Below are 25509 nucleotides of genomic sequence, written 5' to 3' on the forward strand. Positions count from 1 at the left end.
CGTCAGGCGCAGCGGGGCTGCCCCGGGCAGCTGCGCAGGAGCCTGACGATCGGCGCGGCCGGGATCGTCCCGTCCGACGCCGGCGTGCCCTGCGGCCAGCTGATGGACAGCGCGACGGCCGAGGAGTTGTTGCCGTAGTCCGTCTCCAGCAGCGTCCGGTCCGCGTTCACCGTGTTCACCAGGTCGTACGTCCCGGCCGGGACGTGGGTGATGTCCAGCCACTGGAAGTCCACGGTGTACTTGTAGTCGTCGCCGGCCCCGACCGAGATGCCTTCGAGCACGTCGAGGGCCGTCGGTTCGTGGTGGCGGCACATGTTTTCGCGCAGGGTTTCGGCGAGGTCGGCGTCGGGACCCGTGTCGCCCGGCACGTCGTTCAGGCGGGCGGCGTCGTGCACGGCGAACCGGTCGCCGAGGCAGAAGCCGTTCTTGCGGTCGGTCACGACCGTCTTGCCCTGCCGGGAGACCAGCGCGAAGTGCTCGAAGTTCATCAGGTGCCAGTGCTGGTGGGCGAGGGCCGGCTCGTAGTACGTGAAGGCCCCGGTGGCGCGCTGCGCGGCCGCGTAGCTGCCCGGGATCGAGCTGTCGGTGCCGTTGCGCAACGCCTGCCGGACGGTCATCGTGTCCTGCTTCGTGCTGTCGCGGTGGCCGTACAGCAGCAGTGGCCCGTCGCCGACGTTCTCCTCCGCGCTGGTGAACCGCAGCCGCACGGCCTTCGCCACGGACGGCGCGACGCAGCGGCCGTTGGGCGCGGCCGGGTCGATCACCGGGCAGACGTCCCAGGCGGTGCACAGCGGGAGCTCGCCGGAACTGCCGCCGGCGCACCCCGGCGGGGCCTGGCGGAGGTCGGGGAGCAGGAGGTCCGGCGCCGCCTCGGCACGGGGAGCGGAGGCGGAAACGGTGGCCGAAAGCGCCACGAGTGCCAGTGCGGCGAATTTCTTGAGCAAGAGCGGGGCCGTCCTCTGCGGAATTGCGACGGGGTCATTCTAGGGCGTCCGCAATTCCCCGATGCGACACGCGAGGTCACACGATCGACTGAGTCGCCACCGGTTTCGCGGTTCCGGTGAGTAGCGTGCGGCGAACTCATCGCCCGGAAGGACCGCACCACATGCCGACGACGACCGCAGATTTCCGTGCCGCCACCGGGAGCGCCCCGGCCGGGACCGGCGGGATCACCCTGGTCTGCGGTACGCGGCCGGAACTGATCAAGCTCGCCCCGCTGATGCGCGTGTTCGGTGCCGAGTGCGCCGTCGTCTACACGGGACAGCACTACGACCGGTCGCTGTACTCGCGCATCCGCGCGGACCTGCCGCCGTCGGACCGGTTCCACGAACTCGGCGTGGGCTCGGGCCGCCGCGGCGGCCAGCTCGGCCGGACGGTCAGCGCGGTCGACGAGGTGCTGGCGGACCGGCCCGGCCGGGTGGTGGTCGTCCAGGGCGACACGACGTCCGCGCTCGCCGGCGCGCTGGCGGCCAACGCGCACGACCTGCCGCTGGTGCACGTCGAAGCCGGGCTGCGCAGCCACGACCGGGCGATGCCCGAAGAGCACAACCGCGTGCTGATCGACCACCTCGCCGACCTGTGCTGCGCCCCGACCGAGCTCAACCGCGCGAACCTGCTGGCCGAGAACGTGCCGGCGGAGCGGATCGCCGTCACGGGCAACACCGTCGTCGAAGCACTGCAGGCGGCCCTGCCGTCCACAGAGGACAGGCGGGCGGTACTGGCGGCCCGCGGCCTGGAGCGCGACCGCTTCGTGCTGGCGACGATCCACCGCCCGGAGAACGTCGACGACGCCGCGCGGCTGGCGGTGGTCCTGCACGAGCTGGGCCGCCTGCCGCTGCCGGTGGTGTTCCCCCTGCACCCGCGCACGGCCAAGAGCATCGAGCGCTTCGGGCTGCGGCCCCTGCTCGAGCCGCTGGTGGAGCTGGAACCCCAGGCGTACCCGGCGTTTCTGGCCCTGGCCGCGGAGGCGGCGGTGATCGTCTCGGACTCCGGCGGGATCCAGGAGGAGGCGAGCGTCCTCAAACGACCGGTGGTCGTCGTCCGCCGCAGCACGGAGCGCCCGGAGATCGCGGGCACGTTCGGCACGCGGGTCCTGCCCGGCCCGTCGATCGGCGCGGAGGTCGCCCGCTGGCTCGACGACGTCCCGGGCCACCGCGAGCGCCTCGGGAAGGTCCCGTCACCGTACGGCGACGGGACCGCTTCCGAGCAGATCGCGGTGGCGCTGGGCTCGCTGCTCGCTCACCGGACCGGCGTCGCCGCCGGCTGATCCGCCACCGCCGCCACCACGTTGTTCGCCAACGCGACGCTCGAGTTCCAGCTCGTCACGTCCGGGTACACGTGCGCCGTCGTGGCCAGCAGGAGGCCCGTCCCGTCCACCGTCACCGGCGGGCGGGCGGCCAGGTACCCCAGCGGGTACACCGGTTCCACGAACGGTGCCTTGAACACCCGCACCTGTTCGATGCCGTCCGCGCCGAGCTCCGGGTACAGCCCGCGCAGCTGGGCGGACCAGCGGGCCGCGATCGCCTCGTCGTCGTCGAGGTACAGCTGCGAGTCGCGGTCGGTGTAGTGCATCACGTACACCAGGTTCCCGCCGCCGGTCAGCGCCGACATCGCCACGATCCCGTCGAACTCCGTGTCCGAGTGCAGCACCGGGGTCCAGTAGTGCTCGGTGATCGGCTGCCGGAGGAAGAACACGCCGGTGACCACGCCCTGGTACGGCAGGTCGGTGTCCGGCAGGCGGGCGGCGAGCGCGTCGTCGGCGATGCGCCGCAGCTGGGGCAGCGGCACCGTCGAAATCACGTGGTCGGCGTCGAGGACCTCGCCGCCGGTCAGCGTGAGCACCGAATGGCCGCCCGTGCTGTGCAGCCGCCGGACCGGCGCCGACGTGCGCACGACTCCGCCGCCGCCCTCGATCGACGCCCTCAGCGCGTCGATGATCGTCTTGTACCCCCCGTCCGGGTAGCCGCGGGTCGCCACGTTGCGCTCGCGGCCCAGCCGCTGCCACAGGTACAGCGCCGGGACGTCCCCGAACGACGGCCCGAACTTCGAGCCGAACATCGGCGCGAACAGCCGCTCCCAGACGACGTCGCCGTACAGCCCGCGCAGCCAGTCCTCGGTCCGGAGCGTGTCGAGGTCGCGGCCGCGTCCCAACCGCCGCAGCAGCAGCGAAACGACGCCGAAGCGCACCCGGTCGTGCAGGGGCAACGGGGAAAAGCGGAGCAGGTCCAGCGGCGAGTTGAACGGGTGGCGGCGCCCGTCGACGATCATGCCCATCGTCGTTTCGCGCCACTGCACGGCGTCCCGCAGGCCCAGCTCGCCCAGCAGGGCCAGCAGGCTCGCGTCGGACGGCATGATGCAGTGGTAGAAGCGCTCGATCCACCGGTCGCCGTGTGCGAAGAACGTGCCGAGGCCGCCGAGCTGGTCGCTGCCCTCGAGCAGCGTCACGCGGGTGCCGCGGCGGACGAGGCGGTGGGCGGCGGCCAGACCGCAGATGCCGCCGCCGATCACGGCGACGTGCGGGGGGTCGGGGTGGGTCACCGGGTTCACAGCTTCCGGTAGGGCGCCGGGCTGAGCCGGTCGCGCGCGAGCAGTTTCAGGTATTGCACGACGGTCCGCCGCAGCTTCAGCTTGCTGGGTCCCTGCTTCCGGTCGTACCGCAGGGCCAGCGGGACCTCGGTGATCACCGGGCGGCAGTGGCGCAGCTTGAGCAGCAGCTCCACCATGCACGCGAAGCCCTGCTCTTCGATCAGCCGCTCGCCCCAGTGCGCGGAGGCGCGCGACAGCAGCGAGGCGCGGTAGGCGCGGTAGCCGCTGGTGAAGTCCCGGACGCCGTCGACGTCGAGGGCGCGGTGGAACAGCTGCGCGGCGCCGCGGGAGAGCAGCCGCCGCCCGAAGGGGGCGGTCCGGTCGTCGCCGCCCGGGACGAACCGGGAGCAGATGGCGACGTCCGCGCCCGCGGTGATCTCCGCCTGCAGCGCGCGGATCAGCGCCGGGTCGTGCGTGTCGTCGGCGTCCATCACGACGACCACGTCGTCCGGGCCGGCGTCCTCCAGCGCCGCCCGCAGCCCGGACTGCACCGCGCGGCCGAGCCCCAGGTTCACCAGGTGCCGCACGACGCGGACGTCGAGCCCGGCGTAGCCCGCCTCGGCCACGGCGACCGTGGCGTCGGCGGAACCGTCGTCGACGACCCAGACGGTGACCTCCTCGGTGCGCGCCAGGTCGGCGAGCCGGCGCAGCAGCGGCGGCAGGGACGCTTCTTCGTTGAAGGCGGGCAGCACGACGTGCGCCCGCCCGCCGGTCCGGCCCCCGATCGGATCCGGTCCGGTGCGGTCCGGTTCGGACAGTGTGGCCAGGGTGGTCTCTTCGCGTGCCACGGTTCCCCTCGTCTTGTCGCGCTCGTCTTGGCCCGTCACCCGGACGGAATCGGGTTTGGTGCGGCCGTCGACTCCTATTCGGCTATGTTGTGTGGTTTCTTTAGTGGCCCCGGAAGTCCCTCGGAAGGATGCGCGTCATCAGAACTACTTGGTGTTTCCGGGAATCACTGGATCGGGTCTGCCGGCCGCCTCGATCGAGTGCATTTACGGGACTTCGCGGAAAAATTCACTCGATCGTGCCGGTGGTGCCTCGAATGGCTGAGTCGTGAAGAAAGCGAGAATGGGATCCTCATGTCAACCAGAGGTCGAGACCGGTGACTGAACTCAAGGACACGGTCGTCTCCGAAGCGGTGCCGGCGCAGCGGCGCATCCGGCCGGGCGACCGGCCGCGCGACGCCGTGCGCGGCCGCCCGCTGCTCGCCAGGGTCAACGCCGTGGCCGTGCTGCTCGTCGCCGTCGACGGCGCGGCCTGGCTGGCGGCGGTGCTGCGGACCGGTCCCGGCCCGGCGTGCGCGGCGGTGACCGCCGCGGCCCTCGCCGGGGCCCGGGTGGCCGCCCGCGTCCACCGCCGCCGCCTCTGGCTCTCGTGGCTGCAGGACCTCCCGCGCTCGGTCACCGCCACCGCGCTGGCCTTCGCGCTCGTGACCGGCTTCGGCCTGGTGGCCGGGATGGACGGCGACGACACGGCGCGGATGCAGGAAGTCGTGCTGTGCTTCGCCGTGCTCAGCGAAGCGGTCCGCCCGGCGGTGTTCGCGTTCGGCCGGTGGGGCCGCCGCCGGCTGCGGCGCTGCGACCGGGCCGTCGTGGTGGGCTCCGGCCGGATCGGCGGCGAACTGGTGCGGACCATGCTGGAGCACCCGGAGTTCGGGCTGCTGCCGGTGGGCATCGCCGCCGACGGCCCGGAGCCGGTGCCGCCCGGCCTGCCGGTCGAGCGGATCGACGGCGACCTGACCGGGGCCATCGCCCGGCTGCGCGCCGGCACGGTCGTCCTCGCCCCGGCCGGCGACCGGGACGGCGCGATCGTCGACGCCGCCATCGGCGCCCACCGCCTCGGCTGCGTCACCCTGGTGCTGCCGCACCTGTTCGAGCTCTGCCCGGACGGGCCGGGCGTCGACCGCCTCCGCAGCTACCCGCTGGTCTGGCTGGGCGGCGCGCCGACCCGCCGCCCGAGCTGGTGGGTCAAGCGCGCCGTCGAGACGGTGCTGGCCGCGGCCGCGCTCGTCGTCCTCGCCCCGGTCATCGCGGTCTGCGCGCTCGCGGTCGCGGCGGAAAGCGGCTTCCCGGTCTTCTTCCGGCAGGTGCGGGTGGGGATGGACGGCGGCACGTTCGTGCTCTTCAAGCTGCGCAGCGTGCGGCAGGCCGCCGTCGACGATTCGCAGACGCGCTGGTCGGTCGTGGGCGACCACCGGGTCGGCCCGGTCGGCCGCTTCCTGCGCCGGTCCTCTTTGGACGAACTGCCGCAGCTGTGGAACGTCGTGCGCGGCGACATGGCGCTGGTCGGCCCGCGGCCGGAGCGGCCGGTGTTCGTGCACGAGTTCTCCGCCGTCCACGACCTGTACTGGGCCCGGCACCGGGTGCCGACCGGGTTGACCGGGCTGGCGCAGGTGCACGGCCTGCGCGGGGACACCTCGATCGCGGACCGCGCCCGCTACGACAACTACTACATCGCCAACTGGTCGCTGTGGCTGGACGTCAAGATCATCATCCTCACGGTGGGAGAACTGCTGTGCCGAAGGCAACGCTGACGCGCCGGCACCCGCTCGCGCGCTGGACCGCCGTGTCCGCGCTGCTGGCCGGCTGCCTGGCCGGGTGCCCCAGCGCGGCGCAGGACCTCTCGGCGCCGCCGCCGAAGCCGCTGGCCCCGTGCGCGTGGTGGTACGGGATCGGCAAGCCCCCGACGTCCCAGGAGATCGAGTCCGCGGCCCGGCAGTACCAGGTCGTCGTGCTCAACGCCGACCAGGGCGCGGCCATGCGCCGCCTGCACCAGCTCAACCCGAGGGTGAAGGTGCTGGTGTACAAGGACTTGTCCAGCACGCGCAACTACTCGGGCGCGGTCGACGGCGGCCAGGACGCGGTGTTCCTGCCGAGCGGGATCGGGTACGTCGCCGCACAGGAGCACCACCCGGAGTGGTTCGCCCTGGACGCCCAGGGGCGGCGGATCGAGTGGCAGGGCTACCCGCGGCACTGGCAGATGACGGTGTGGAACCCGGACTACCAGCAGGCCTGGACCGACGCCGTCGTCGCGGAGGTGAAGCGCGAGGGCTGGGACGGCGTCCTGGCCGACAACGACTTCAACTCCTTGAGCCACTACTCGTCCGCGGTGCTGGCGGGCACCGCGAACGTCGCCGAAACCGACCGGAAGCTCCGCGACGGCCTGGACGTGTTCCTGTCCAAGGCCGGCGACGCCCTCACGAACGCGAACAAGCTGCTGGTGCCCAACGTGTCCGAGACGCACCTGGTGCCGGGCCGCTGGACCGCGCACTCCCGCTTCGGCGGCGCGATGGAGGAGAACTTCGGGTTCCGCGAAAACGGCGGCACCGGCGGGCTGCTGACGTTCCGCGGCAACGAGTTCCAGGAACTGCGCGCGCAGGCGGCGCTCGGCGAGTCCATGCTGCTGCTGGTCACGCGGACGCACAACGCGCGGGAGGAGCGTTCCGGCTACGCGAGCGCCGCGCTGCTCGCCGGCCCCCGCACGTGCTGGACCCGCGCGAGCACCGACGACTACCGGAACCCGGAGTGGTCGACGCTGCAGGACTCCGGGCTGGGCGAGGCGGTCGACGCGGCGAGCCGGCTGCCCAACGGCGTCTGGAGCCGCACGTTCAGCCACGGCTGGGTCGCGGTCAACACGACGGCGTCCGCTCAGACGGTCGTCCCGCCGGACGGCCTGGTCGCGCCCGGCGCCCCCGCACAGTTCCTCACCCGCAGTTCCACCCCGAGCGCGACTCCGACCGCGAGTCCGACATCGCCCTCGACCACCACCCCCACGTCCACCCCGGCCCCGCCCCCGCTCACGATCGAGGCCGCGGACGCGGTGATCCTGGTCGACCCGCAGCAACTCGTGAAACGCGGGACCTGGCGCATCACCCGCGACGAGCTCCGCATCGGTCGCCTCTGGGCCCGCTGACCAAGGCCATCCCACGTGATGGCCCTCCAATCACGCGAGTTGGCTCCCCAATCACGCGAGATGACTCCCCAATCACGCGAGATGACTTCCCAATCACGCGAGTTGACTTCCCAATCACGCGAGTACCAGCTCGGACCCGGGGACCGGAGGGGTATCTCCCGTGATCAGAGGGTCATCACGCGTGTTTGGCGGGTCATCACGCGTGATCAGAGGGTCATCACGCGTGATTGGCGGGTCGACACGATGTCGTCAGCTGGGCGTACAGGTCCAGATGACGGCGGGCGCAGGCCTCCGGGCGGTAGCGGGCGTGGGCGCGTTCGGCCAGGAGGCGGCCCAGGCGGGCCGGGTCGGGTTCGGCGAACAGGGCGCGGAGGCCGTCGGCGAGGGCCGGGACGTTGCCCGGTGGGGGGAGCAGCGCCGGGACGTCGAGCACGGCCGGGACGTCGAGCATCGCCGGGACGCCGCCTGTGGCCGTGGCCAGTACCGGTTTGCCGGCCGCCATCGCCTCGGCCACCACCAGCGGCTGCTGTTCCATTGTGGACGGCAGGACCAGCGCGTCGGCGGCGGCCAGCAGGGCGGGGACGTCGGGCCGGAACCCGAGGAACGTCACGCGCCCCGCCAGTGGCGGCTGCTGGGCGGCCCGTTCCGCCTCCGCCCGCTGCGGGCCGTCGCCGATCACCGTCAGGCGCGCGTCCGGCGGCAGCACACCCGGGAGCGACAACGCGGCCAGCAGGTCGAGCACGCCCTTGCGCTCCACCAGGAGGCCGGCGAAGACGAGGTTCCGCACCGGCCCGCGCGGCGGCGACGGCTCGGCAGCGGCGACGCAGTTGTCGATGTGCGCCAGCCGCCCGGCGGGCACCCGTAGCCGGCGGCGCAGGAACGCCCCCATCGCCTCGGCCGGCACCACCGTGCGGTCCAGGACGCGGGCGACGGCGGCGTCCGCGGCCAGCACTGTCCGCGTGTAGGCCGACGGACCGGCCGCCCCGCGCTCGCCCCGGAACCACGGTTCGGCGACGTCGTCGGGTACGCCGTGGTAGGTCTGGACCAGCGCGGGCCGCAGGCCGCGGGCGAACCGCAGGCCCGCGATCACCAGCCCCGCGCGCCGGTCCTGCGCGTGCACGACGTCGGGCCGCCACGCCCGCAGCGCCGCCCGCGCCCGGCCCGCCGCCGCGAGGTCTTCCTTGTCCGCCACCGCGAGTTCCTCGTGGTGGCCGTCGAGCAGCGCGGCGCCCCGGGCGGGCACGGGACCGAAGACGCGCACGTCGTGGCCGTCGGCGGCGAGGGTCGCGGCCAGGCGGACGGTGACGTCGACCGGGCCGCCGCGGTCTTGGGTGAGCAGGTAGGCGATGCGGGTCACGGGCGGGGCTCCGGCAGGGTGAGGGGGGCGGTCACGTGAGGTGCTCCGACGGGGTGAGCTTGTCGACGAGGGCGGCGATCTGATCGGTCATCCGCCCCCGGTCGAAGGACAGTTCCACGCGGCGGCGCCCCCGCTCGCCTTCGCGCCGGGCCAGTCCCGGGTCGGCGAGGCGCGCGGCCACGGCTTCGGCGAGCAAGCCGACCTCACCCGGCGGCAGCACCGCGCCGGCGTCCGCGACGCTCTGGCGCATCCCGCCGACGTCGAACGCGACGACCGGCCGCGCGCACGCCATCGCCTCCAGCGGCACCAGCGCCATGCCTTCGGCGCGGGAGGGCAGGACCACGACGTCCGCGGCGGTGTACCAGGCCGCCGGCTCGTCGGTGTGCCCCGCCCACCGGACGGACTCGTGCCCCGCCACCGGGTGCCGCTCGCGCCACACCGGGCCCATGGGCCCGTCGCCGGCGAAGACGAGCTGCGCGTCCGGCCGCCGCCGCAGCACCTGCGGCCACGCCGACAGCAGCTGGTCCTGGCCCTTGAGCTCGGCCAGCCGGCCCAGGCAGACGGCGATCGGCGCGTGCCGCGGCAGCCCGAGCCGTCGCCGGGCCGCGGTGCGATCGCCGGGGACGAACCGGGTCGTGTCGACGCCGTTGCAGACCACCTCCGCTTCGGCGGTCACCCCGGCCGCCCGGCCGGCGGCGAGTTCGTCGTCGCTCACGCACACGACGAGGTCGGTCCACCGCGACGCGAAGCGCTCCCACGCGGCGGACGCGCGCCGCAGCGGGCCGCTCGCCGTCTCGAAGGACCACAGGTGCGGCTGGAAGACCGTCCGGCGCTCACCGCGCACGGCCAGCCGTCCGGCCAGGCCCGCCTTCGAGCTGTGGAGGTGGACGACGTCCGGGGCGAGTTCGTCCAGCAGCCGCCGCAGCCGCAGCGCCTCGGTGACCGAGCCGGGCCCCGGCGCCCGGCGGGCGGCCCAGCCCCGCACGTCGATCCCGGCGGCCCGCGCCCGTTCGGCGAGCCAGCCCGACGGCGGGCAGGCGATCGTCACCGACCAGCCGCGGTCGCGTTGCGCCACCGCGAGTTCCAGCACGACGACGGCGACCCCGGCGGTCACGGGCTGCGAGACGTGCACGAGCCTCACCGGAGGCCTCCCCGGCGCAACTCGGCCAGTGCGGTCCGCTGCAGCAGCAGTGTCGCCCCGGCGTACCCGGCGACGAGCACCACGGCTTCGGCCACGGCGCCCGGCAAGCTGTCCCCGGCCCACTGTCCGAACGCGACCGCGGGCACCGCGCCCGCCACGCAGGCGAGCGCGACGCGGGCGGCGATTCCGGCCAGCACCGCGGCCGGCGGCGCCACGCCGAGCCCGGCCAGCACCCGCCAGGCGAGCGGCACCACCAGCCACGCCGCCGCGAGCTGAGCGGCCGCGACCGCCCCGATCCCGGCGTGCGTCAGCAGCACGAGCCCGGCCGCGAGCAGCACCAGGTGCGTCGACTCCAGCGCCAGGTACCGGCGGACGTGCCCGGTCGCCTTCACCGCCTGGTACCAGATCTGCAGCAGGCAGATGCCCTGGCCGTAGCCGGACAGCAGCACCAGCGGGCCGGCCGCGCCCGCCCACCGCGCGCCCAGCAGCACGACGTGCCCGGCGAGGACGGCGAGCGCGAGGTACAGGCCGCCGGTCACCACGAGCACCGCGCGGGTGAACCGCGTGACCGCTCCGCCGAGCGGTGCCCGTTCGCGCCGCAACCGCGTGAACACCGGGAAGGCGACGGCGCCGAGCACGACCGCCACCATGATGAACGGGACCCAGGCGAGCCGGTACGCCAGCGAATAGACGCCCACCGCGTCCGGCCCGAGCACGTGCCCCACCGCGAAGTAGTCGAGGTTCACCAGCAGCGCGCCGACGACCGCGGCCGGTCCCACGACGGCCACCCAGCCGAGCACCTCGCGCGCCGCCTCGGTGTCCCAGCACGGCCGGACCCCGCCGCGGGCCAGCGCGCCGAGCAGCGGCTGCGCCACCGCCGTGGCCAGCAGGCCGAGCACCAGCGACACCGGCCCGGCACCGCACGCGGCGAGCACGACGGTCAGCACGGCACCCAGCACCGCGCTGCCGCCGTCGGGCAGCAGCCGCCGCCGGAAGTCGAGCTCGCGGTGCATCAGGCCCATCTGCACCCCGCCGGCGGCCGAGAACGGCAGGCCGAGCGCGGCCAGCCGGACCAGCCCGGCGGCGTCCGGCGTGCCGAGCACCGCGGTGAGCGGCCCGGCGGCGGCCACCAGGGCGACGGCCAGCACGAGCCCGGCGCCGACGCTGAGCGTCAGCACCGTGCCCGCGGTCCGGCGCGGGTCGCGTTCGGTACGGCCGATGACGTCGTAGACCCCGATCGACTGGACGACCTGCCCGAGGTTCACCAGCGCCACCGCGAGCGCCACGGCCCCGAGCTGTCCCTCGGTGAGCAGGGCGGCCAGCACCAGCGTGACCAGCATCTGGCTGCTCTTGCTGACGAGGTTGACCACGCCCAGCCACAGCGAGCCGCGGACCGCGCGGGTCCCGAGCGCGGCGGTCACGTCGTCCGCACCCGGCTCGGGCGGACCGCGGCGAACACCGCGAGACCCCAGGCGGCGACGACCGCGACCCCGTCCACCGTGACGGCCGCCCGCGCGCCGAGCGTGGCCGCCACCGCGGCGTCCAAGGTGTACAGATGGGCGAAGGGGACGGCGACGGCGAGGACGGCGAGCCCGGCGGCCCCCCAGCCCGGCTCGGTCCGGTGCCGCCACCACAACGCCGCCACCGTGGCCATCGACGGAACGGCGATCAGCACGTCACCGGGCTGGTGCACCACGCAGACCACCACGGCCAGGCCGGTCAGGAGATCGGCGAGCGGCGTCGAGACCCGCCGGGTGAGCAGCGCGCTCGTCACGAGCACAGCGGCCAGCACCACGAGCTCGACGCCGGCGGGCACCCAGCCGGTGACGCGGAACAGCACCGCGGCGACGTCGATGCGTTGCGCCGTGGGGGAATCGACGGCGCCGTAGTCGGTGCCGCGGGCGTGGGTGAGGTTCGCGACGACGACGTCCAGGAACGGCCCGAACCCGCCTCCGCGCACCACGAGGAGGACGACGACGGGCAGGCTCGCGGCCGCGGCGATCGCCGTGCCGAGGAGGGCGACCCGCCGCGAGCCGCGCGCGAAGAGGAGGACGGCCAGCGGAAAGCCGTACTGGGGTTTGAGCCAGGCCAGCGCGAGGGCCACCGCGGCCCACCCCGGCCGGTCGCGCCGGGCGAGCAGGGCACCGGCCGCGCCGAGGGCGACGAGCGGGTTGACCTGGCCGACGTAGAGCTGCGCCTTGCCGACCTGGCTGGTGAGGAGCAGCGCGGAGACGACGGCGGTGGTGACGGAGAACGGCACGGCCACGTACCGCCGCACGGCGTGGGCGGTCAGCGCGGCGAGCGCGACGAGCAGCAGCAGCGAGAAGAGGCTGAACGCGACCGCGCCGACCCGGTAGCCCGGGAGCGCGAACGGCGCGTGCAGCAGCAGGTGGTAGGGCTGGTAGAGGTTGAAGTCCTGGCGCACGGGCCAGTGCGCGAACATCGCGGCGGGGTCGTAGGGGTTGCCGCCGCCGAGGAATTCGCGGATGGGGAAGTAGAGGGCGTCCCGGAAGTCCTGCAGCCGCTCCTCGCCGAGGACGGCGGGGGTCGGCAGCGGGACTTGCCACGAGGGGGCGAGGGCGTGCCAGGCGCTCAGCCCGCCGACGAGGGTGGCGAGGAGGAGGACGAGCCGCTGCCGGGAGGACAGGTGCTCCTCGGGGCGCGGAAACCGGACGGTGGTGCGGCGCAGCAGAGCTGCTCCCTGCCGGAAGCTCATGCCAGCACCACCGCCACCAGCACCGCGTCCGACGCCAGTACGGCCACCGCCGCCGTCAGGTCGGGGTGGTGCCGTCCCGCCGGTGTCACCGCCACCACCGAGGCGCCCGCTCCGCTCTCCTCCGGCAGGCCGGCCGCCAGCTTGGCCGCCGTCTCGGTCAGCTCCGGCTGCACCGGCAGCACGCGCACCGGCCGTCCCGCCGCGCGGCACAGGACCGCCAGCCGGTCCGCGGCCGCCGGGTCGTCCTCCCGGAGCACCGCCACCGGGCGGTGCACCCCCGCCGCGGCCAGTGCGCGGCGCACCGGACCCGGACCACCGCCGCCCGGGGTGAGGCGGCGCAGGGCCGCCGTCGCGAGGGCCGCCGCGACCGCGCCGACCAGCGCCAGCCCGGTCACCAGCGGGACGTCCGGGGCCACCGGGATGATCTCCGGCCGCGGATCCAGGGTCCGCAGCTTTCCGGCCGGCGCCAACAAGTCCGCGGCGATCATCGCCTTGGCCAGTGCCATCGCCGTCGCGCCCGCCTGCTCCGCCGAGGGCGCGCGCACCGACAGCCGCGCGAGGCCCGACGCCGGGACCAGCTCGACCGACACGTGCCCGGCCAGCTCGTCGGGTGCGTACCCGGACACCGGCGCCGCCGCCTGCAGCACCGACGGGCTGCGGGCCAGCTCCACCAGCGCGGGCAGGGCCAGCGAGACGACCTCGCCGTACGGGCCACCGTCCGCCCCGGCGGGGCCGGCGAGCAGGCTCACCCGGCCCTGGTACTCCTCGCCCCGCGTCAAGCCGACGATCAGCACGAGCGCCCCCACCAGCAGCGCCACGGCGGCGCTCGACACGGCAGTGCGGTAGTTCACGGCAGTGCGATGGTTCATCGGGCCCCTCGGAGGAGTTCGTCGTAGGACTTCATCAGCGTGTGCGGGTCGTAATCGCGTTCGATGGCCCGAATTCCCTCGGTCGCAACGGTTTCCCGCGCCACCGGGTCGAACAGCAGCGTGTTCAGCGCCGCGGCCGTCGCGGCCGGGTCCGCGGGCGGCACCACGATCCCGCCGCCGCCGGCCAGCACCTCGCCGATCCCGCCGACGTCCGTCGCGACCACCGGACGTCCGGCCGCCATGGACTCCAGGACCGCCAGCGGCAGGCCCTCCCAGTCGCTGGTCAGCACCGTGACGTCGGCGGCGGCGAGCAGGTCCGGCACGTCCGCGCGGGTGCCGAGGAACTCCACCCGGCGGCCCAGCGCGTGCGCGCGGCGCTCGAGGTCCGCGCGCCGGCTGCCGTCGCCGGCCAGCCACAGCACGGCGTCGCCGCCGACGGCGGCCCAGGCGTCCAGCAGCACATCGTGCCGCTTCTGCGGTTCGAGCCGGGCCAGGCAGAGCGCCACCGGCGTCCGCTCCGGGACGCCGAGGGACGCCCGGATCTCGGCGCGGCCGAACACCGGCATCCGGCCGAACACGGCGTTGGGGATCACCACCGGCCGCTCCAGTCCCGACGCCGCCAGCCGGTCGGCGGCCGCGGCGGAGACGGCGACGACGTGCTCGGACGTCCGGCGCAGGATCCGCGCCGCGGCGGGGTACTCCTCGTCGGCGACGCCGTGGAAGACGGTGATCGGCCGCCGTCCGGCCAGCCGCGTCACCAGGCTCGCGCCGACGTTGTGGGCCAGCACGACGTCCGGCCGGAACTCCGCGATCGCCCGGCGGGTCGCCCAGGCGGCCTTCAGCACGCCGGTCTTGCTGCGGCGGGCGAGCGGCACGGGGAACGTCGGTGTGCCGTCCGCGGCGAGCGCGTCGGCGCGGAAACCCCCGCCGCTGGCGACCGCGGACACCCAGCCGTACTCCCCGCCGCGGGCGGCCATGCCGGCCACGAGCGTCTCCGCCCCGCCGGCCCCCATTTCACTGATGACGTGCAGCACCCGCATCGGCGCTCCCCTCTCCTTCTCGGCGAACCCGGGCTTCGGCCGCGACGGCGAGCGCGGCCAGCGACCACAACGGCAGGTAGTACTGCTCGGACAGGAAGGTCGACGTGACGAGGACGGCGAGCAGTGCCGCCTGGACGGCGACGGCCTCGGTGCGGGCCGGCCCGGCTCCGGCGAGGCGGACCGCCCGCTCGCTCGCCACCGCGGCCACGCCGACCACCCCGGCGAACAGCGCGAACCCCGGCAGGCCCAGCTCCGCGGCGACCTCGAGGTACATGTTGTGCGCCACCGGGGTCTGCTCGTCGACCTCGGCGTCGTGGGACTCGGCGGCGTAGTGCTCGCGGAAGCTGCCGGGACCCACGCCGAGCAGCGGGTGCGCGGTCAGCATCCGGGCCGCCGCCTGCCAGCGCAGTTCCCGGGTGTCCACATTGGACGCCGCGATGTAGCTCTTCTCCTGCAGCGCCCGGTCCAGCTGCGGCCCGGCGAACAGCAGCGCGCCCAGACCCAGCGCGGCGGCCGCCGCGGCCGCCGCCGCGACCACCCGCCACGGCAGCACCCGGCGCAGCAGCAGCCAGCCGACCGCGGCGGCCAGCCCCAGCGCGCCGCCGCGGGAGAACGTCGCCGTCGCGCCGGCCACCAGGACGATGCCCGCGGCCGTCAGGATCGGGCCCCGCCCCCGGCGGTGCAGCGCCGCGAGCAGGGGCACGGCGGCGACGAGGAAGTAGGCGAGGTCGTTCGGGTCCGGCTGCGGTCCGCTCGCGCGGGCTTCGCCCTCGGCGACCAGGCTGTAGAGGGCGCCCGCGCCGGCGACGGTGGCGCCCGCGGCCGCCGCCAGCAGCAGCCGGCGGATCGGGACCTCGCGGCTCGCCACGTCCGCGAGCGCCGCGGTGACCACGAGGAACGGCAGCCACCGCACGGTGTACTCGGCGGTGAACTCACCCGCCGCGTGCACGGACGCCGTCACCGCCAGCACGACGGCGAGCAGCGCGAGGACCGCGTGCAGCGGCGTCGGCCGGGGCAGCTGACGGCGGCGGACGCGCACGGCGAGCCAGACGACGGTCAGCAGCGCGGGCGCGGCCTTCCCGAGCTGGCTCTGCACGGCCGTCAGGTAGCCCTCGACCGGCGCCAGCCCGACGGTCGCGCACGCGAGGACCCGCAGCACCGCCGTCTCCCGGGTTTCGCGCCGGGAAGGCCGGACGACGACCTGCGTCATCCGGGGCTCCGCCCCGAGCCGGGGGCTCCGCCACCCGGACCCCCGCAGAACCTGGTGGGCGGTCATCTCCCGGCGTCCAATCTGGTCACCGGCCGGGTGCGTCGCACGGTCGTCCGGCGGACGTACTCCCCGGTGCCGACGACGTCGAAGTGCTCCCGCAGCGCGGAAAGCACCCAGCCGAGCCAGGCCACCTTCCGCCCGCCCGGTGCCGCCATGCCGGGGAAGAACTCCATCCCGGGCGCGTCGGCGGCGCCGAGGACGTCGGTCGGGTGCAGCAGCAGCGAGGGGGAGACCCCGCGGGCGCGGCACAGCCGCAGCGCCGTGCGGAAGTAGCCGCGGGCGAGCCGGGGTGAAATTTCGTGCAGCTGCAGGAGGTACGAGCCGTGGATCGGCGTGCGCAGCAGCGGCATCGTCGTCACCGGGAGTTCGGTCAGCTCGCGGCCCACGCACGTCTGCCAGCGGTAGGCGTGCACCGGCGCGAGCACCCGGGAAACCCCGCCGAACAGCTCGTCCTGCCCTTCGTCCGCGGTCTTCACCGTGCGGTTGTGGTACGCGCGGGCCAGCGGGCCGATCCACGTCGGCAGCGTGCTGGCGTCGTAGGCGTACCCGCGCTCGGCGAGGAGCTCGATCAGGTCGCGCGTGACGCTGTAGCCGGGGCCGCGGAACCCGCTCGGGCGGGGCGCGCCCGCGGCGGCGATCGCGTCCTCGGTCCGGCTCAGCTCGTCTTCGAGCCGGTCGCGGGAATAGCGGTGCAGCCAGGGTTCGTGGCCGAAGGAGTGGTTGCCCACCTCGTGCCCGGCCGCGGTGATCTCGGCGACGGCTTTGGCGCCGTCTTCGCGGACGACGTCGGCACCCACGACGAAGACCGTCGTCGTCAGGCCCTGTTCGCCGAGGATCTCCAGCAGCCGCGGCACCGCGGACGGCAGGAAGCTGGGCCGGTCGCGCCACGCGGGATCGCCGTGGGTCTTGAGGTAGGCCCACAGGTTGTCGAGGTCGACCGAGACGCTCGCCAGCGGCCGCGGGCTCACGCGGCTTCCCCGGCGAGGGCGGCGGTGCCGGTGCGCGACTGCACGCCGAGCAGCAGCACACCGCACACGACCACGGCGAGCCCGGCGGCGACCCACGGCCCGTGCCCGGCGACGACGTGGTCGCCGAGGACGGCGATGCCGGTGACCGACGAGAGCACGATGGTGGTCGCGTCGGCGGTGGCCACGACCGCGGCCGCCGGTCCGCGCTGCAGCGCGGCCGCCATCGAAGCCTGCCCGAGCACCGCGGCCGCCAGCATCAGCCAGGTCAGCGGATTTCCCGGCAGGGCACCGAGATCGAGGTGCGCGAGCGTGCGGCTGGCGACCGCCACGACGGCGAACGCGACCCCGGACAGGACCGCGGCGGGCAGGAACGTCGCCGCCCGGCCCGCAGGGACCATGGCCAGCCCGATCCCGAGCACCACGGCCGCCAGGACGGCGACCCCCGCGATCGGGAGGTCCGTGGCGACCGAGGCCGACGACGATCCGGCCAGCACGACGAGCCCGGAAGCCAGCAGCACCAGCGTCATCACCTCCGCGGTGCGGATCCGCCAGCCGAGGACGACGACCCCGAACGCCGTCGCCAGCCCGATGGCCGACGAAGAGGCGGCTTGGACCAGGTACAGGGGCAGGGAAGCGCGTGCGAAGAACGCGAGCGCGAAACCGCCGGCCTGGCCGGCGAAACCCAGCAGGTACAGCCGGTCGGCGGCGAGCCGGGCCAGCAGTCCCAGCCCCGCGCCCGGCCGGTTCCCGGCCCGCCGCGCGGCGACGCTCTGCGCGACGATCCCCACCGCGTAGAGCACCGCGGAGGCCACGAGCACCGCGTAATCCACCACGAACCACTCCTCACGTGCCGCACCGCCGATCCGGGTGCCCCGGCAAAGCGTAGGAACGCGGAAGTGACTTCACTTTCGAAGGATGGGGTTCGGGAATTTGTTACACTCCGGGATCGATACGCGGAGCAGGAGCAACACCAAAGCGTGACACCCCGGGGTGTTCCCCCCGGTGGAACACGGTGTGTAGTAACGGTTCGTCGCTCCCCGGCTCCGGCGTTCCGGCGAAATCGGCGCCACCCGGGTGAGCCACCCGTTCGGGCTATACGAACCCCGGTCAGCGGCTTGCCGACTCCACACGATCGGTGAATCGGGTGGAACACCCGGCGGCCCATCAGTACGTTTTTCCCACCATGACGTTTTCTGCCGGGGCGGAACAGTGCCTTGAACGCCGCCGCGGCAATTGTCTCATCGAGGGAGAATTCATGCTGAAGAAAATCGGCTTCGTCGCCGTGGCCATGGCGGCCGGCGCGTTGGTCACCGGCGGGATCGCGTCCGCGGGGACGCCGGGTGACGAGCACGGTCACCGCCACGGCGACTACGGCTACGACTACGACCAGACCGGTCAGGTCGGCCTGGTGAACCTGAACAACACCGACGCGCTGCACAACGTCAACGCCACCCTCGGGCTCTGCGGCAACGACATCAACGTGCTCGGCGTCCAGGTGCCGCTGCACGACACGCTGAACGGGCTCGGCGTGCCGATCCTGTCGCCGGGTGCGAGCTCGGCCGAGGGCGAGTCGCCGTACAACTGCGCCTCCAGCGGGCTCGCCGACGGCGGCACCAGCCAGGGCGAGTGACTTTCCGCTCCGGCGGGGAGAAAACAGTTTCCGGAATGGCGCAGCAGCGGTTTGCGCCGTGAAGTGCCGCCCGGACGAGGGCGGGCAGTTGAGGAGTTCTTTCTCGTGATCAAGCAGTTCGGATTCGTCGCGACCGCGCTGGCCGCAGGGCTGGCCGCGTTCGGCGGCTCGGCCTCGGCGACCACCGTCACCGTCTCGGGCCACCCGGGAGACCAGAGCGAGCAGTACGGCCTGGCCAACCTGCAGAGCATCGACGCGCTGCACAACGTGAACCTCGTCGGCGGCGTCTGCGAAATCCCCGTCAACGTGCTCGGGGTGCAGGTTCCGGTGTACGAAACCCTGGACGGCGTCGACGTCCCGATCCTGTCGCCGGGCGAGCACGAGGCCGAGGGCTCGTCGCCGTCCAACTGCGCGAGCGGCAGCATCGCGGACGGCGGGACCGCCCAGGGCCACTGATCGACCCGATGGGAAGCCGTCGCGCGGATGCATTTCCGCGCGGCGGCTTTTTCGCTGGGTAACGGAAAGGATGGGAGCACGACCGTGGCCGGTGACGTCGACCCGGCGGTCGAAAACGCTCAGCTGCGCGAGGCGCTGTCGTCCCAGCCGGTGATCGAACAGGCCAAGGGCATGGTGATGCTCCTGCGCGGCTGCACCGCCGCGGAGGCGTTCGGCGTGCTGGTCACCGTGTCGCAGCTGAGCAACGTCAAGCTCCGTGACGTGGCCACGGTCGTCGTGGCCGCCGGCAGCGACGCCGAGCCGGGGCTGGCCGATCAGGACGCCGAACGCGCTGTCCGCGCGGTGTTGTGCCGCCACGTGCTGGGTGGTCCGGCGTGAAGAGTGGCTGGTGAACCGGCGAAGTCGTGCGTCGCCCGGCTGCGGGCTCGGCTGAGGGGTTCACACCTCGCCGGTTCACCAGCCGGATACGGCGTCCCCGAAGGTCGAGGGGAACGCGATCCGTGATTCCGATCCTACGGCGTCGGCGCGGTTCCCGTTGCGGTTCTTCGGGTGGTTGTGGCATGAACGAGTGTGCGAACGGCGGCCTTTTCACCGAAACGTTTTCCGGTGCGTGAACCTCGCTGACACGATCGGGCCAATGTCGGCCCGGTCAGCGGCCTGCGTACGCACTCGATGGTGTCGTCAAGTGGAATTCGAACCATTCTCTCAGTACGTTCCCCTCACGCGGGACGGAAGAACACACACCACGCCGCCGTCCTGTCCGATGCACCGACTGATCGAGGAGAACAAATGCTGAAGAAGGTTGGTTTCGTCACGGTGGCCATGGCGGCCGGCGCCTTCCTGGCGGGTGGCGTCGCTTCTGCCGGCACCCCGGACGGCTACGACCACCACCACAGCGGCCACAGCGAGCAGCTCGGCCTGCTCAACCTGAACAACACCGACGTCCTGCACAACGTCAACGCCGTGCTCGGCGTGTGCAGCAACGACATCAACGTGCTCGGCGTCCAGGTGCCGATCCACGACTCGCTCAACGGCATCGGCGTGCCGATCCTGTCGCCGGGCGAGCACGAGGCCGAGGGCGAGAGCCCGTACAACTGCGCGTCCGGCGGCCTCGCCGACGGTGGCACGAGCCAGGGTCACTGAGTCCCCGCGCCACGGCTGCCCGTTGTGTGTGCGGAAGCCGGCCGAGGCGCGGACCACGGCGCCGCGCGTGAGCTCGTGCCGCGGGCCCGGAACAGGGAGCGAGCTGCACACTCCGGTTCCCCGTCCCGGGCACGCAGCGATCCACCGCAGTCGCCGGCACGGGTGGGACCGGCTGCCGCGCCAGGCCCGGCGCGCCGGTCCCACCCGGCGCAGACGAAAGCCGCGACCGAATCTTCGGTCGCGGCTTTTGCCGTGTTACCGGCCGCGCAGCAGCCGCCTGACGCCCCCGCCGCGGCGCCCGGGCTCCGGAGCGGGCGTGGTGCCGACCCGCAGCACGATGTCCAGCAGCGCGGCCTGCTGGTCCCGGGCGGCCCGGGTGTAACCGGGGGACGCCGCAACGGCGCGGCGGAGGTCGTCGGGGTCGGCGGTGCCGGTGTCGAACCCGGCGACCCGGGTGACGTCGATGGGGCCTCGGCACGGGGTTTCCAAGGGAAGCTTCTCCTGCGGTCGGGCGTGCGGTCCGTCCTCTCGTTATCGCGCCGTTACCGCTGGTGTTACCGGTCCCGTGTCCCTCGGTCAGGTGAGAAGGGCCGGCCGGGTCAGACCCGGCTCCACTTCTGGTTGGCCTGGCCGTTGCAGCTCCACAGGATCGCGTGCGTCCCGTTGGCCGTCGCGGCGCCTTCGACGTCCAAGCAAAGTCCTGATTGGACATTGCGGACCGTGCCGTCCGATCCCAGGGTCCACTTCTGGTTGCTCTGCCCCGTGCACGAGCGGCTCGAGACCCGCGCGCCGCTGGTCGTGCCGTCGAGGCACTTGTCGCCGAAGACGCGGATTTCGCCGTTGTCCCAGGTCGTCCAGAGCTGGTTCGCGGCCGTCTGGCAGTCCCAGATCAGCGTGCCCGCGCCGGACGCGGTCGAGGCGTTGTCGACGTCCAGGCAGCGGCCGGACCCCGCGTCGCGCAGCCGTGAGGTCGTGGCGGCCAGCGGTGTGCCGCCGGAGACGCGGTAGGCCGCCACGCCGTGGGCGGGCACGCTCGCGCTGATCGTTCCGCTGCTCGCCGACGTGCCGCCGGTCCACACGTCGGTCAGCGTGAACGACGTGCCGGACAGGCCGATCTGCGCCGCCGTCGTGCTGATCGTCGTGGTCGCGCTGCCGCGGTTGAGCAGCCCGACGGCGACCGAACCGTCGGCGAGGGGCTTGGCGAACACCTCGACGTTGCCGTCGTCGCGGACCCGGCGCCCGCCCGCGCCCAGCCGGTCCTGGTCGATCGCCAGCAGCCGGGGGTTGCGCAGGACCGCGCTGATGTCGGCGGACATGCTGCGGACGTCGTTGCCCGCCATCAGCGGCGCGGCCATCAGGGCCCAGAGGGCGAAGTGCGCGCGGGATTCGGTCAGTGACAGGCCCGGGCGGCCGACGACCAGCATGTCCGGGTCGTTCCAGTGCCCGGGACCGGCCTGCGCGGCCAGCGGGGCGGTGACGTCGAGGACGTTGCCGACGCCCATCGGGTAGCTGTTCGTGTTGCCGTTCTGCCAGATGTCGAGCAGGTCTTCGGTGGTGCGCCACAGGTCGGCGACCTGGCCCCAGTCGTACTTGTCGCCGGTGATGGCGTGGTAGCTGTTGGGGTTGATGCTGTAGACGATGGGACGGCCGGTGGCGCGCAGGGCGTCGCGCATCAGGCCGAACCGCGTCACCTGCTCGTCGCGGGTGCCGGCGGGGGAGCACCAGTCGTACTTGAGGTAGTCCACGCCCCAGGACGCGAAGGTGCGGGCGTCCTGCGTCTCGTGGCCCTGGCTGCCGGTCGAGCCGGGGTAGGTGCCGGTGCGCTGGGCGCACGTGCGGTCGGTGGGGACCTGGTAGATGCCGAACTTGAGGCCGCGGGCGTGGATGTAGTCGCCCAGTGCCTGCATGCCGCTGGGGAACTTCGAGGCGTTGCCGCGCAGGTTGCCCTGGGCGTCGCGCTGCGGGTCGAACCAGCAGTCGTCGACGACGACGTACTGGTAGCCCGCGTCGCGCATGCCGGAGGAGACGAGCGCGTCGGCCGCTTGGTGGATGGTGGACTCGGAGACGTTGCAGCCGAAGCTGTTCCAGCTGTTCCAGCCCAGTGGCGGGGTCACCGCCGGGCTCCCGGGCGCGGCGACGGCGGCCGCCGGCACCGCGACGGACAGCGACAGCGCGGCGGCCGCCGCGGAGAACAGGTGCAGGACCCGTGAACGGGTTCGAGCGGGCATCGTCGCCCCTTTCCGGACGGGCGGACCGCAAGTTAGCGCTAACACTTCCGGTCGCACGGAGCTTCGTCGAACTTCCCGAAACTTTCGCCTCGCTGATCAGCCGGCCAGGTATGTATAGAGGAAGGCCGGTGCGGCGTCCACCCTCCATCGGCGCATCATTGCCAAACGCGTGCACGGATGATTACAGTCCCCTGTCTGGGAGCGCTCCCACTTCCGCCGGGCTCAACGACGAGGAGATGGCGAATGCGGGCAAGGAGATTCCGGGCTGGACTGGCGTTGCTGGCGGTGACGGCGCTCGGGTTGACGGCGGGTTCCGTGCCCGCCGCCGCCGCGGACTACGAGCGGCTGCTCAACGGCACCTTCGCCGGGGGCACCATCGACCCCTGGTGGGCCGGGGCCGGGACGGCCGGGCACGTCACCGGCGGTGAGTTCTGCACCGATGTCACCGGCGGCACGGCCAACGGCTACGACGCGCTGGTCGGCCAGAACGGCGTTCCCTTCGAGGCGGGACAGCAGTACACGCTGCAGTTCGACGCGCACGCGACGACCAGTCAGCCGATTTCGGCCGTCGCGGGCGAGGCCGTCTCGCCCTACCGGCAGATCTCCCGGACCGACCTGACGGTCACCCCGGCCACGCAGCACTTCACCGTCACCTTCACGTCCACTTTGGACTTCCCAGCCGCCGGCAACGGCCAGCTGGCCTTCTGGTTCGGCGGCCAGGCCGCGAACAACACCGTCTGCCTGGACAACATTTCGCTGGTCGGCGGCGTGATCCCGCCCGGCGGCCTGCCGCCGACGAGCGGCATCCGGGTGAACCAGGAAAGTTACACCCCGGGCCTGCCCAAGCACGCCACGGTGATCAGCAGCTCGACGACCCCGGTGACGTGGACGTTGCGCAACTCCGCGGGCACCGCGGTCGCCAGCGGCCAGACCCGCCCCCGCGGCGCGGACGCCGCGTCCGGCGAGAGCGTCCACGACATCGACTTCTCCGCCTACGACACCGCGGGCACCGGGTACACGCTGGCCGTCGGCTCGGAGACCAGCTTCCCCTTCGACATCTCCGCGGACGGGCTGAAGAAGCTGCGCTACGACGCGCTGGCGTTCTTCTACCACCAGCGCAGCGGCATCGCGATCGACGCCCAGTACGTCGGGGCCACCTACGCGCGCCCCGCGGGCCACGTGAACGTCGCCCCGAACCAGGGTGACAACAACGTCCCCTGCCGGTCGGACCTGAACTGCGGGTACACCCTCGACGTGCGCGGCGGCTGGTACGACGCCGGCGACCACGGCAAGTACGTCGTCAACGGCGGCATCGCGACCTGGGAACTGCTCGACGAGTACGAGCGCGCGCTGAAGCTCGGCGACGCGAGCGCGCTGGGTGACGGCAAGCTCGCCATCCCGGAGCAGGCCAACGGCGTCCCCGACATCCTCGACGAAGCCCGCTGGGAGGTCGACTTCCTGCTTTCCATGCAGGTCCCCGACGGCAAGCCGAACGCGGGCATGGTGCACCACAAGATCCACGACGCGCAGTGGACCGCCCTGCCCACCCGGCCCGACCAGGACAGCCAGCCGCGCCGGCTCTCCCCGCCGAGCACGGCGGCGACGCTGAACATGGCCGCGGTCGCCGCGCAGGCGTCCCGGCTGTGGCGGACCATCGACCCGGCTTACTCGGCGAAGCTGCTCGCCGCGGCCGAGAAGGCCTACGCCGCGGCGAAGGCCAACCCGAACGTGCTCGCCGACCCGAACGACGGCACCGGTGGCGGCACCTACAGCGACAACACCGTGACCGACGAGTTCTACTGGGCGGCCGCCGAACTCTTCGCGACCACGGGCCAGTCCGGCTACCGCGCCGACGTCACCGGCTCGTCGCTCTACCGCGGCGTCAGCTTCAACACCCACGGCTTCGACTGGGGCTCGACGGGCGCGCTCGGTGACATCACGCTCGCCCTGGTGCCCACCGACCTGCCGGCGGCGGACGTGGCGGCGATCAAGACGGCCATCACCACGACCGCCGACAGCCACCTGGCCCAGATGGCGGGCATGGGCTACCCCGCGCCCTACCGGACGGCCGACGGCACGTACGAGTGGGGATCCAACGGCCTGGTGGCCAACAACGGCGTCGTGCTGGCCCTCGCCTATGACTTCACCAAGCAGGACAAGTACCGCGACGGCGCGTTCCAGGCCATGGACTACCTGCTGGGCCGCAACCCTGCGAACTACTCCTACGTCTCCGGCCACGGCGACCAGGCGGTGCAGAACGTGCACCACCGGTTCTGGGCGCACGAGCTGGACCCGTCGCTGCCGACCGCGCCGCCCGGGGCACTGTCCGGCGGGCCGAACAGTGGCCTGCAGGACCCGACCGCGGCCCGGCTGCTCGCCGGCTGCGCGCCCCAGCGCTGCTTCGTCGACGACATCCAGGCGTACTCGGTGAACGAGGTCGCGATCAACTGGAACTCGGCGCTGGCCTGGCTGGCGAACTGGACCGCCGAGAAGTCGCCGTCGGCGGTGGACACGACCGCCCCGGCCGCGGCGGGCAAGCCGGCCGTGTCCGCGGTGACCGCGACGGGCGCGACGGTGACCTGGGCGGCGTCTTCGGACGCGGAGAGCGGGATCAAGAACTACGACGTCGTCAGCGTGACCGGCACGGCCCGCAAGGTGCTCGCCACGGTCACCGGGACGAGCGCGACCCTGACCGGGCTGTCGCCGTCGACCGCCTACACCCTGGTGGTGGTCGCCCGCAACGGCGCCGGCCTCACCGGGCCGGACTCGGCATCGGCGCAGTTCACGACCCTGCCGGACGCCTCGGGCGGCGGTTGCGCGGTGACGTACACGGCGAACTCCTGGTCCGGCGGCTTCACGGCCTCCGTCACGCTCACCAACACCGGGACGACGGCGTGGCCGACCTGGACGCTGAAGTTCGCCTTCCCGGGCACCCAGAAGGTGAGCCAGGGCTGGTCGGCGACCTGGGCGCAGTCCGGCGCGGACGTCACGGCCACGGCCATGCCGTGGAACGCCGCGGTGGGGGCGGGCAAGTCCGTCTCGATCGGGTTCAACGGCAGCTACACGGGCACCAACCAGCGCCCGGCGGCCTTCGCGGTGAACGGGAAGACCTGCAGCTGACGCTTCGATCGGCGAACTGCCGGACTGTCCGCTAGCGTTTCAAGTGTGGGCAGGCGCGCCTCCTCCCCCCTCGG

Annotated in this window: 22 protein-coding genes; 8 read left to right on the top strand and 14 right to left on the bottom strand. The window is 73.4% G+C overall.

Annotated elements, in window-relative coordinates; all coding sequences use genetic code 11:
* Positions 1-2 precede the first annotated feature (2 nt).
* A complete protein-coding gene (locus ACLJOU_RS27790; RefSeq protein ID WP_410571248.1) occupies positions 3-944 on the bottom strand; it encodes a lysyl oxidase family protein in 942 nt (313 codons plus the stop codon).
* A gap of 161 nt (positions 945-1105) precedes the next feature.
* Here ACLJOU_RS27790 and wecB point away from each other — a divergent pair, with 161 nt between their 5' ends.
* A complete protein-coding gene (gene wecB, locus ACLJOU_RS27795) occupies positions 1106-2266 on the top strand; it encodes a non-hydrolyzing UDP-N-acetylglucosamine 2-epimerase (RefSeq protein ID WP_410571250.1) in 1161 nt (386 codons plus the stop codon).
* Here wecB and ACLJOU_RS27800 read toward each other — a convergent pair.
* Together ACLJOU_RS27800 and ACLJOU_RS27805 are read right to left on the bottom strand one after the other, a co-directional pair.
* A complete protein-coding gene (locus ACLJOU_RS27800; protein WP_410571252.1) occupies positions 2239-3537 on the bottom strand; it encodes an NAD(P)/FAD-dependent oxidoreductase in 1299 nt (432 codons plus the stop codon). The genes wecB and ACLJOU_RS27800 overlap by 28 nt on opposite strands.
* A gap of 5 nt (positions 3538-3542) precedes the next feature.
* On the bottom strand, positions 3543-4373 hold the full coding sequence (locus ACLJOU_RS27805) for a glycosyltransferase (RefSeq protein ID WP_410571254.1): 831 nt from the start codon (positions 4371-4373) through the stop codon (positions 3543-3545).
* A gap of 314 nt (positions 4374-4687) precedes the next feature.
* On the opposite strand from ACLJOU_RS27805, the gene ACLJOU_RS27810 reads away from it, so the two are divergent.
* Both ACLJOU_RS27810 and ACLJOU_RS27815 read left to right on the top strand, forming a co-directional pair.
* Positions 4688-6118 carry an exopolysaccharide biosynthesis polyprenyl glycosylphosphotransferase gene (locus ACLJOU_RS27810; protein WP_410571256.1) on the top strand — a complete coding sequence of 477 codons (1431 nt, stop codon included), beginning with the start codon at positions 4688-4690 and terminating at the stop codon, positions 6116-6118.
* Positions 6100-7497, top strand: coding sequence for a putative glycoside hydrolase family 15 protein (locus tag ACLJOU_RS27815; RefSeq protein WP_410571258.1), 1398 nt, complete (start codon positions 6100-6102; stop codon positions 7495-7497). Before ACLJOU_RS27810 ends, ACLJOU_RS27815 begins: the two co-directional genes overlap by 19 nt.
* A gap of 217 nt (positions 7498-7714) precedes the next feature.
* Here the strand turns inward: ACLJOU_RS27815 and ACLJOU_RS27820 are convergent, their stop codons facing one another.
* The 9 genes from ACLJOU_RS27820 to ACLJOU_RS27860 form a co-directional block, all read right to left on the bottom strand.
* The gene (locus tag ACLJOU_RS27820) at positions 7715-8854 is read right to left on the bottom strand and encodes a glycosyltransferase family 4 protein (protein WP_410571259.1); all 1140 of its coding nucleotides are present in this window, start codon (positions 8852-8854) and stop codon (positions 7715-7717) included.
* 31 nt (positions 8855-8885) lie between these two features.
* Positions 8886-9995 carry a glycosyltransferase gene (locus tag ACLJOU_RS27825; RefSeq protein WP_410571261.1) on the bottom strand — a complete coding sequence of 370 codons (1110 nt, stop codon included), beginning with the start codon at positions 9993-9995 and terminating at the stop codon, positions 8886-8888.
* Complete coding sequence (locus tag ACLJOU_RS27830; RefSeq protein ID WP_410571263.1) at positions 9992-11416, bottom strand: oligosaccharide flippase family protein; 1425 nt, start codon at positions 11414-11416, stop codon at positions 9992-9994. Before ACLJOU_RS27830 ends, ACLJOU_RS27825 begins: the two co-directional genes overlap by 4 nt.
* Positions 11413-12711 (bottom strand): glycosyltransferase 87 family protein, encoded by a 1299-nt coding sequence (locus ACLJOU_RS27835; protein ID WP_410571265.1) that lies wholly within the window; start codon positions 12709-12711, stop codon positions 11413-11415. The genes ACLJOU_RS27830 and ACLJOU_RS27835 overlap by 4 nt, the downstream gene beginning before the upstream one ends.
* Positions 12708-13580, bottom strand: coding sequence for a hypothetical protein (locus ACLJOU_RS27840; RefSeq protein ID WP_410571266.1), 873 nt, complete (start codon positions 13578-13580; stop codon positions 12708-12710). Before ACLJOU_RS27840 ends, ACLJOU_RS27835 begins: the two co-directional genes overlap by 4 nt.
* On the bottom strand, positions 13577-14620 hold the full coding sequence (locus tag ACLJOU_RS27845; RefSeq protein WP_410571268.1) for a glycosyltransferase: 1044 nt from the start codon (positions 14618-14620) through the stop codon (positions 13577-13579). The genes ACLJOU_RS27840 and ACLJOU_RS27845 overlap by 4 nt, the downstream gene beginning before the upstream one ends.
* Positions 14595-15830 (bottom strand): O-antigen ligase family protein, encoded by a 1236-nt coding sequence (locus ACLJOU_RS27850; RefSeq protein ID WP_410571269.1) that lies wholly within the window; start codon positions 15828-15830, stop codon positions 14595-14597. Before ACLJOU_RS27850 ends, ACLJOU_RS27845 begins: the two co-directional genes overlap by 26 nt.
* A gap of 62 nt (positions 15831-15892) precedes the next feature.
* Complete coding sequence (locus ACLJOU_RS27855; protein WP_410571271.1) at positions 15893-16858, bottom strand: polysaccharide deacetylase family protein; 966 nt, start codon at positions 16856-16858, stop codon at positions 15893-15895.
* The gene (locus ACLJOU_RS27860; RefSeq protein WP_410571273.1) at positions 16855-17691 is read right to left on the bottom strand and encodes a hypothetical protein; all 837 of its coding nucleotides are present in this window, start codon (positions 17689-17691) and stop codon (positions 16855-16857) included. Before ACLJOU_RS27860 ends, ACLJOU_RS27855 begins: the two co-directional genes overlap by 4 nt.
* Before the next feature lie 422 nt (positions 17692-18113).
* Here ACLJOU_RS27860 and ACLJOU_RS27865 point away from each other — a divergent pair, with 422 nt between their 5' ends.
* The 4 genes from ACLJOU_RS27865 to ACLJOU_RS27880 all read left to right on the top strand — a co-directional run bounded on the left by ACLJOU_RS27865 (position 18114) and on the right by ACLJOU_RS27880 (position 20087).
* Positions 18114-18488: a hypothetical protein gene (locus tag ACLJOU_RS27865; RefSeq protein ID WP_410571274.1), complete on the top strand. Its 375-nt coding sequence runs from the start codon at positions 18114-18116 to the stop codon at positions 18486-18488.
* A 105-nt stretch (positions 18489-18593) separates the two neighbouring features.
* Positions 18594-18944: a hypothetical protein gene (locus ACLJOU_RS27870; protein WP_410571275.1), complete on the top strand. Its 351-nt coding sequence runs from the start codon at positions 18594-18596 to the stop codon at positions 18942-18944.
* 84 nt (positions 18945-19028) lie between these two features.
* Positions 19029-19322, top strand: a complete 294-nt coding sequence (locus ACLJOU_RS27875; RefSeq protein ID WP_410571277.1) for an ANTAR domain-containing protein — start codon at positions 19029-19031, stop codon at positions 19320-19322.
* A gap of 411 nt (positions 19323-19733) precedes the next feature.
* A complete protein-coding gene (locus tag ACLJOU_RS27880; RefSeq protein WP_410571278.1) occupies positions 19734-20087 on the top strand; it encodes a hypothetical protein in 354 nt (117 codons plus the stop codon).
* Positions 20088-20342: 255 nt separating this feature from the next.
* On the opposite strand, the gene ACLJOU_RS27885 is transcribed toward ACLJOU_RS27880, so the two are convergent.
* Both ACLJOU_RS27885 and ACLJOU_RS27890 read right to left on the bottom strand, forming a co-directional pair.
* Entirely contained in the window at positions 20343-20576 is a 234-nt protein-coding gene (locus tag ACLJOU_RS27885) for a hypothetical protein (RefSeq protein ID WP_410571280.1), read from the bottom strand.
* 110 nt (positions 20577-20686) lie between these two features.
* Entirely contained in the window at positions 20687-22315 is a 1629-nt protein-coding gene (locus ACLJOU_RS27890; RefSeq protein ID WP_410571281.1) for a glycoside hydrolase family 27 protein, read from the bottom strand.
* A gap of 243 nt (positions 22316-22558) precedes the next feature.
* On the opposite strand from ACLJOU_RS27890, the gene ACLJOU_RS27895 reads away from it, so the two are divergent.
* A complete protein-coding gene (locus tag ACLJOU_RS27895; protein ID WP_410571282.1) occupies positions 22559-25435 on the top strand; it encodes a glycoside hydrolase family 9 protein in 2877 nt (958 codons plus the stop codon).
* The last annotated feature ends 74 nt before the right edge of the window (positions 25436-25509 follow it).

This window comes from Amycolatopsis sp. cmx-4-61 (genome assembly GCF_046548775.1).
In the GTDB taxonomy this organism is placed as follows: Bacteria; Actinomycetota; Actinomycetes; order Mycobacteriales; family Pseudonocardiaceae; genus Amycolatopsis.

What these genes read in the sequence shown, in the direction of transcription:
- wecB (WP_410571250.1), top strand. Translation starts at nt 1,106, where the DNA reads ATGCCGACGACGACCGCAGATTTCCGTGCCGCCACCGGGAGCGCCCCG.
- ACLJOU_RS27835 (WP_410571265.1), bottom strand. Translation starts at nt 12,711, where the DNA reads ATGAGCTTCCGGCAGGGAGCAGCTCTGCTGCGCCGCACCACCGTCCGG.
- ACLJOU_RS27840 (WP_410571266.1), bottom strand. Translation starts at nt 13,580, where the DNA reads ATGAACCATCGCACTGCCGTGAACTACCGCACTGCCGTGTCGAGCGCC.
- ACLJOU_RS27845 (WP_410571268.1), bottom strand. Translation starts at nt 14,620, where the DNA reads ATGCGGGTGCTGCACGTCATCAGTGAAATGGGGGCCGGCGGGGCGGAG.
- ACLJOU_RS27850 (WP_410571269.1), bottom strand. Translation starts at nt 15,830, where the DNA reads ATGACGCAGGTCGTCGTCCGGCCTTCCCGGCGCGAAACCCGGGAGACG.
- ACLJOU_RS27865 (WP_410571274.1), top strand. Translation starts at nt 18,114, where the DNA reads ATGCTGAAGAAAATCGGCTTCGTCGCCGTGGCCATGGCGGCCGGCGCG.
- ACLJOU_RS27880 (WP_410571278.1), top strand. Translation starts at nt 19,734, where the DNA reads ATGCTGAAGAAGGTTGGTTTCGTCACGGTGGCCATGGCGGCCGGCGCC.
- ACLJOU_RS27890 (WP_410571281.1), bottom strand. Translation starts at nt 22,315, where the DNA reads ATGCCCGCTCGAACCCGTTCACGGGTCCTGCACCTGTTCTCCGCGGCG.
- ACLJOU_RS27895 (WP_410571282.1), top strand. Translation starts at nt 22,559, where the DNA reads ATGCGGGCAAGGAGATTCCGGGCTGGACTGGCGTTGCTGGCGGTGACG.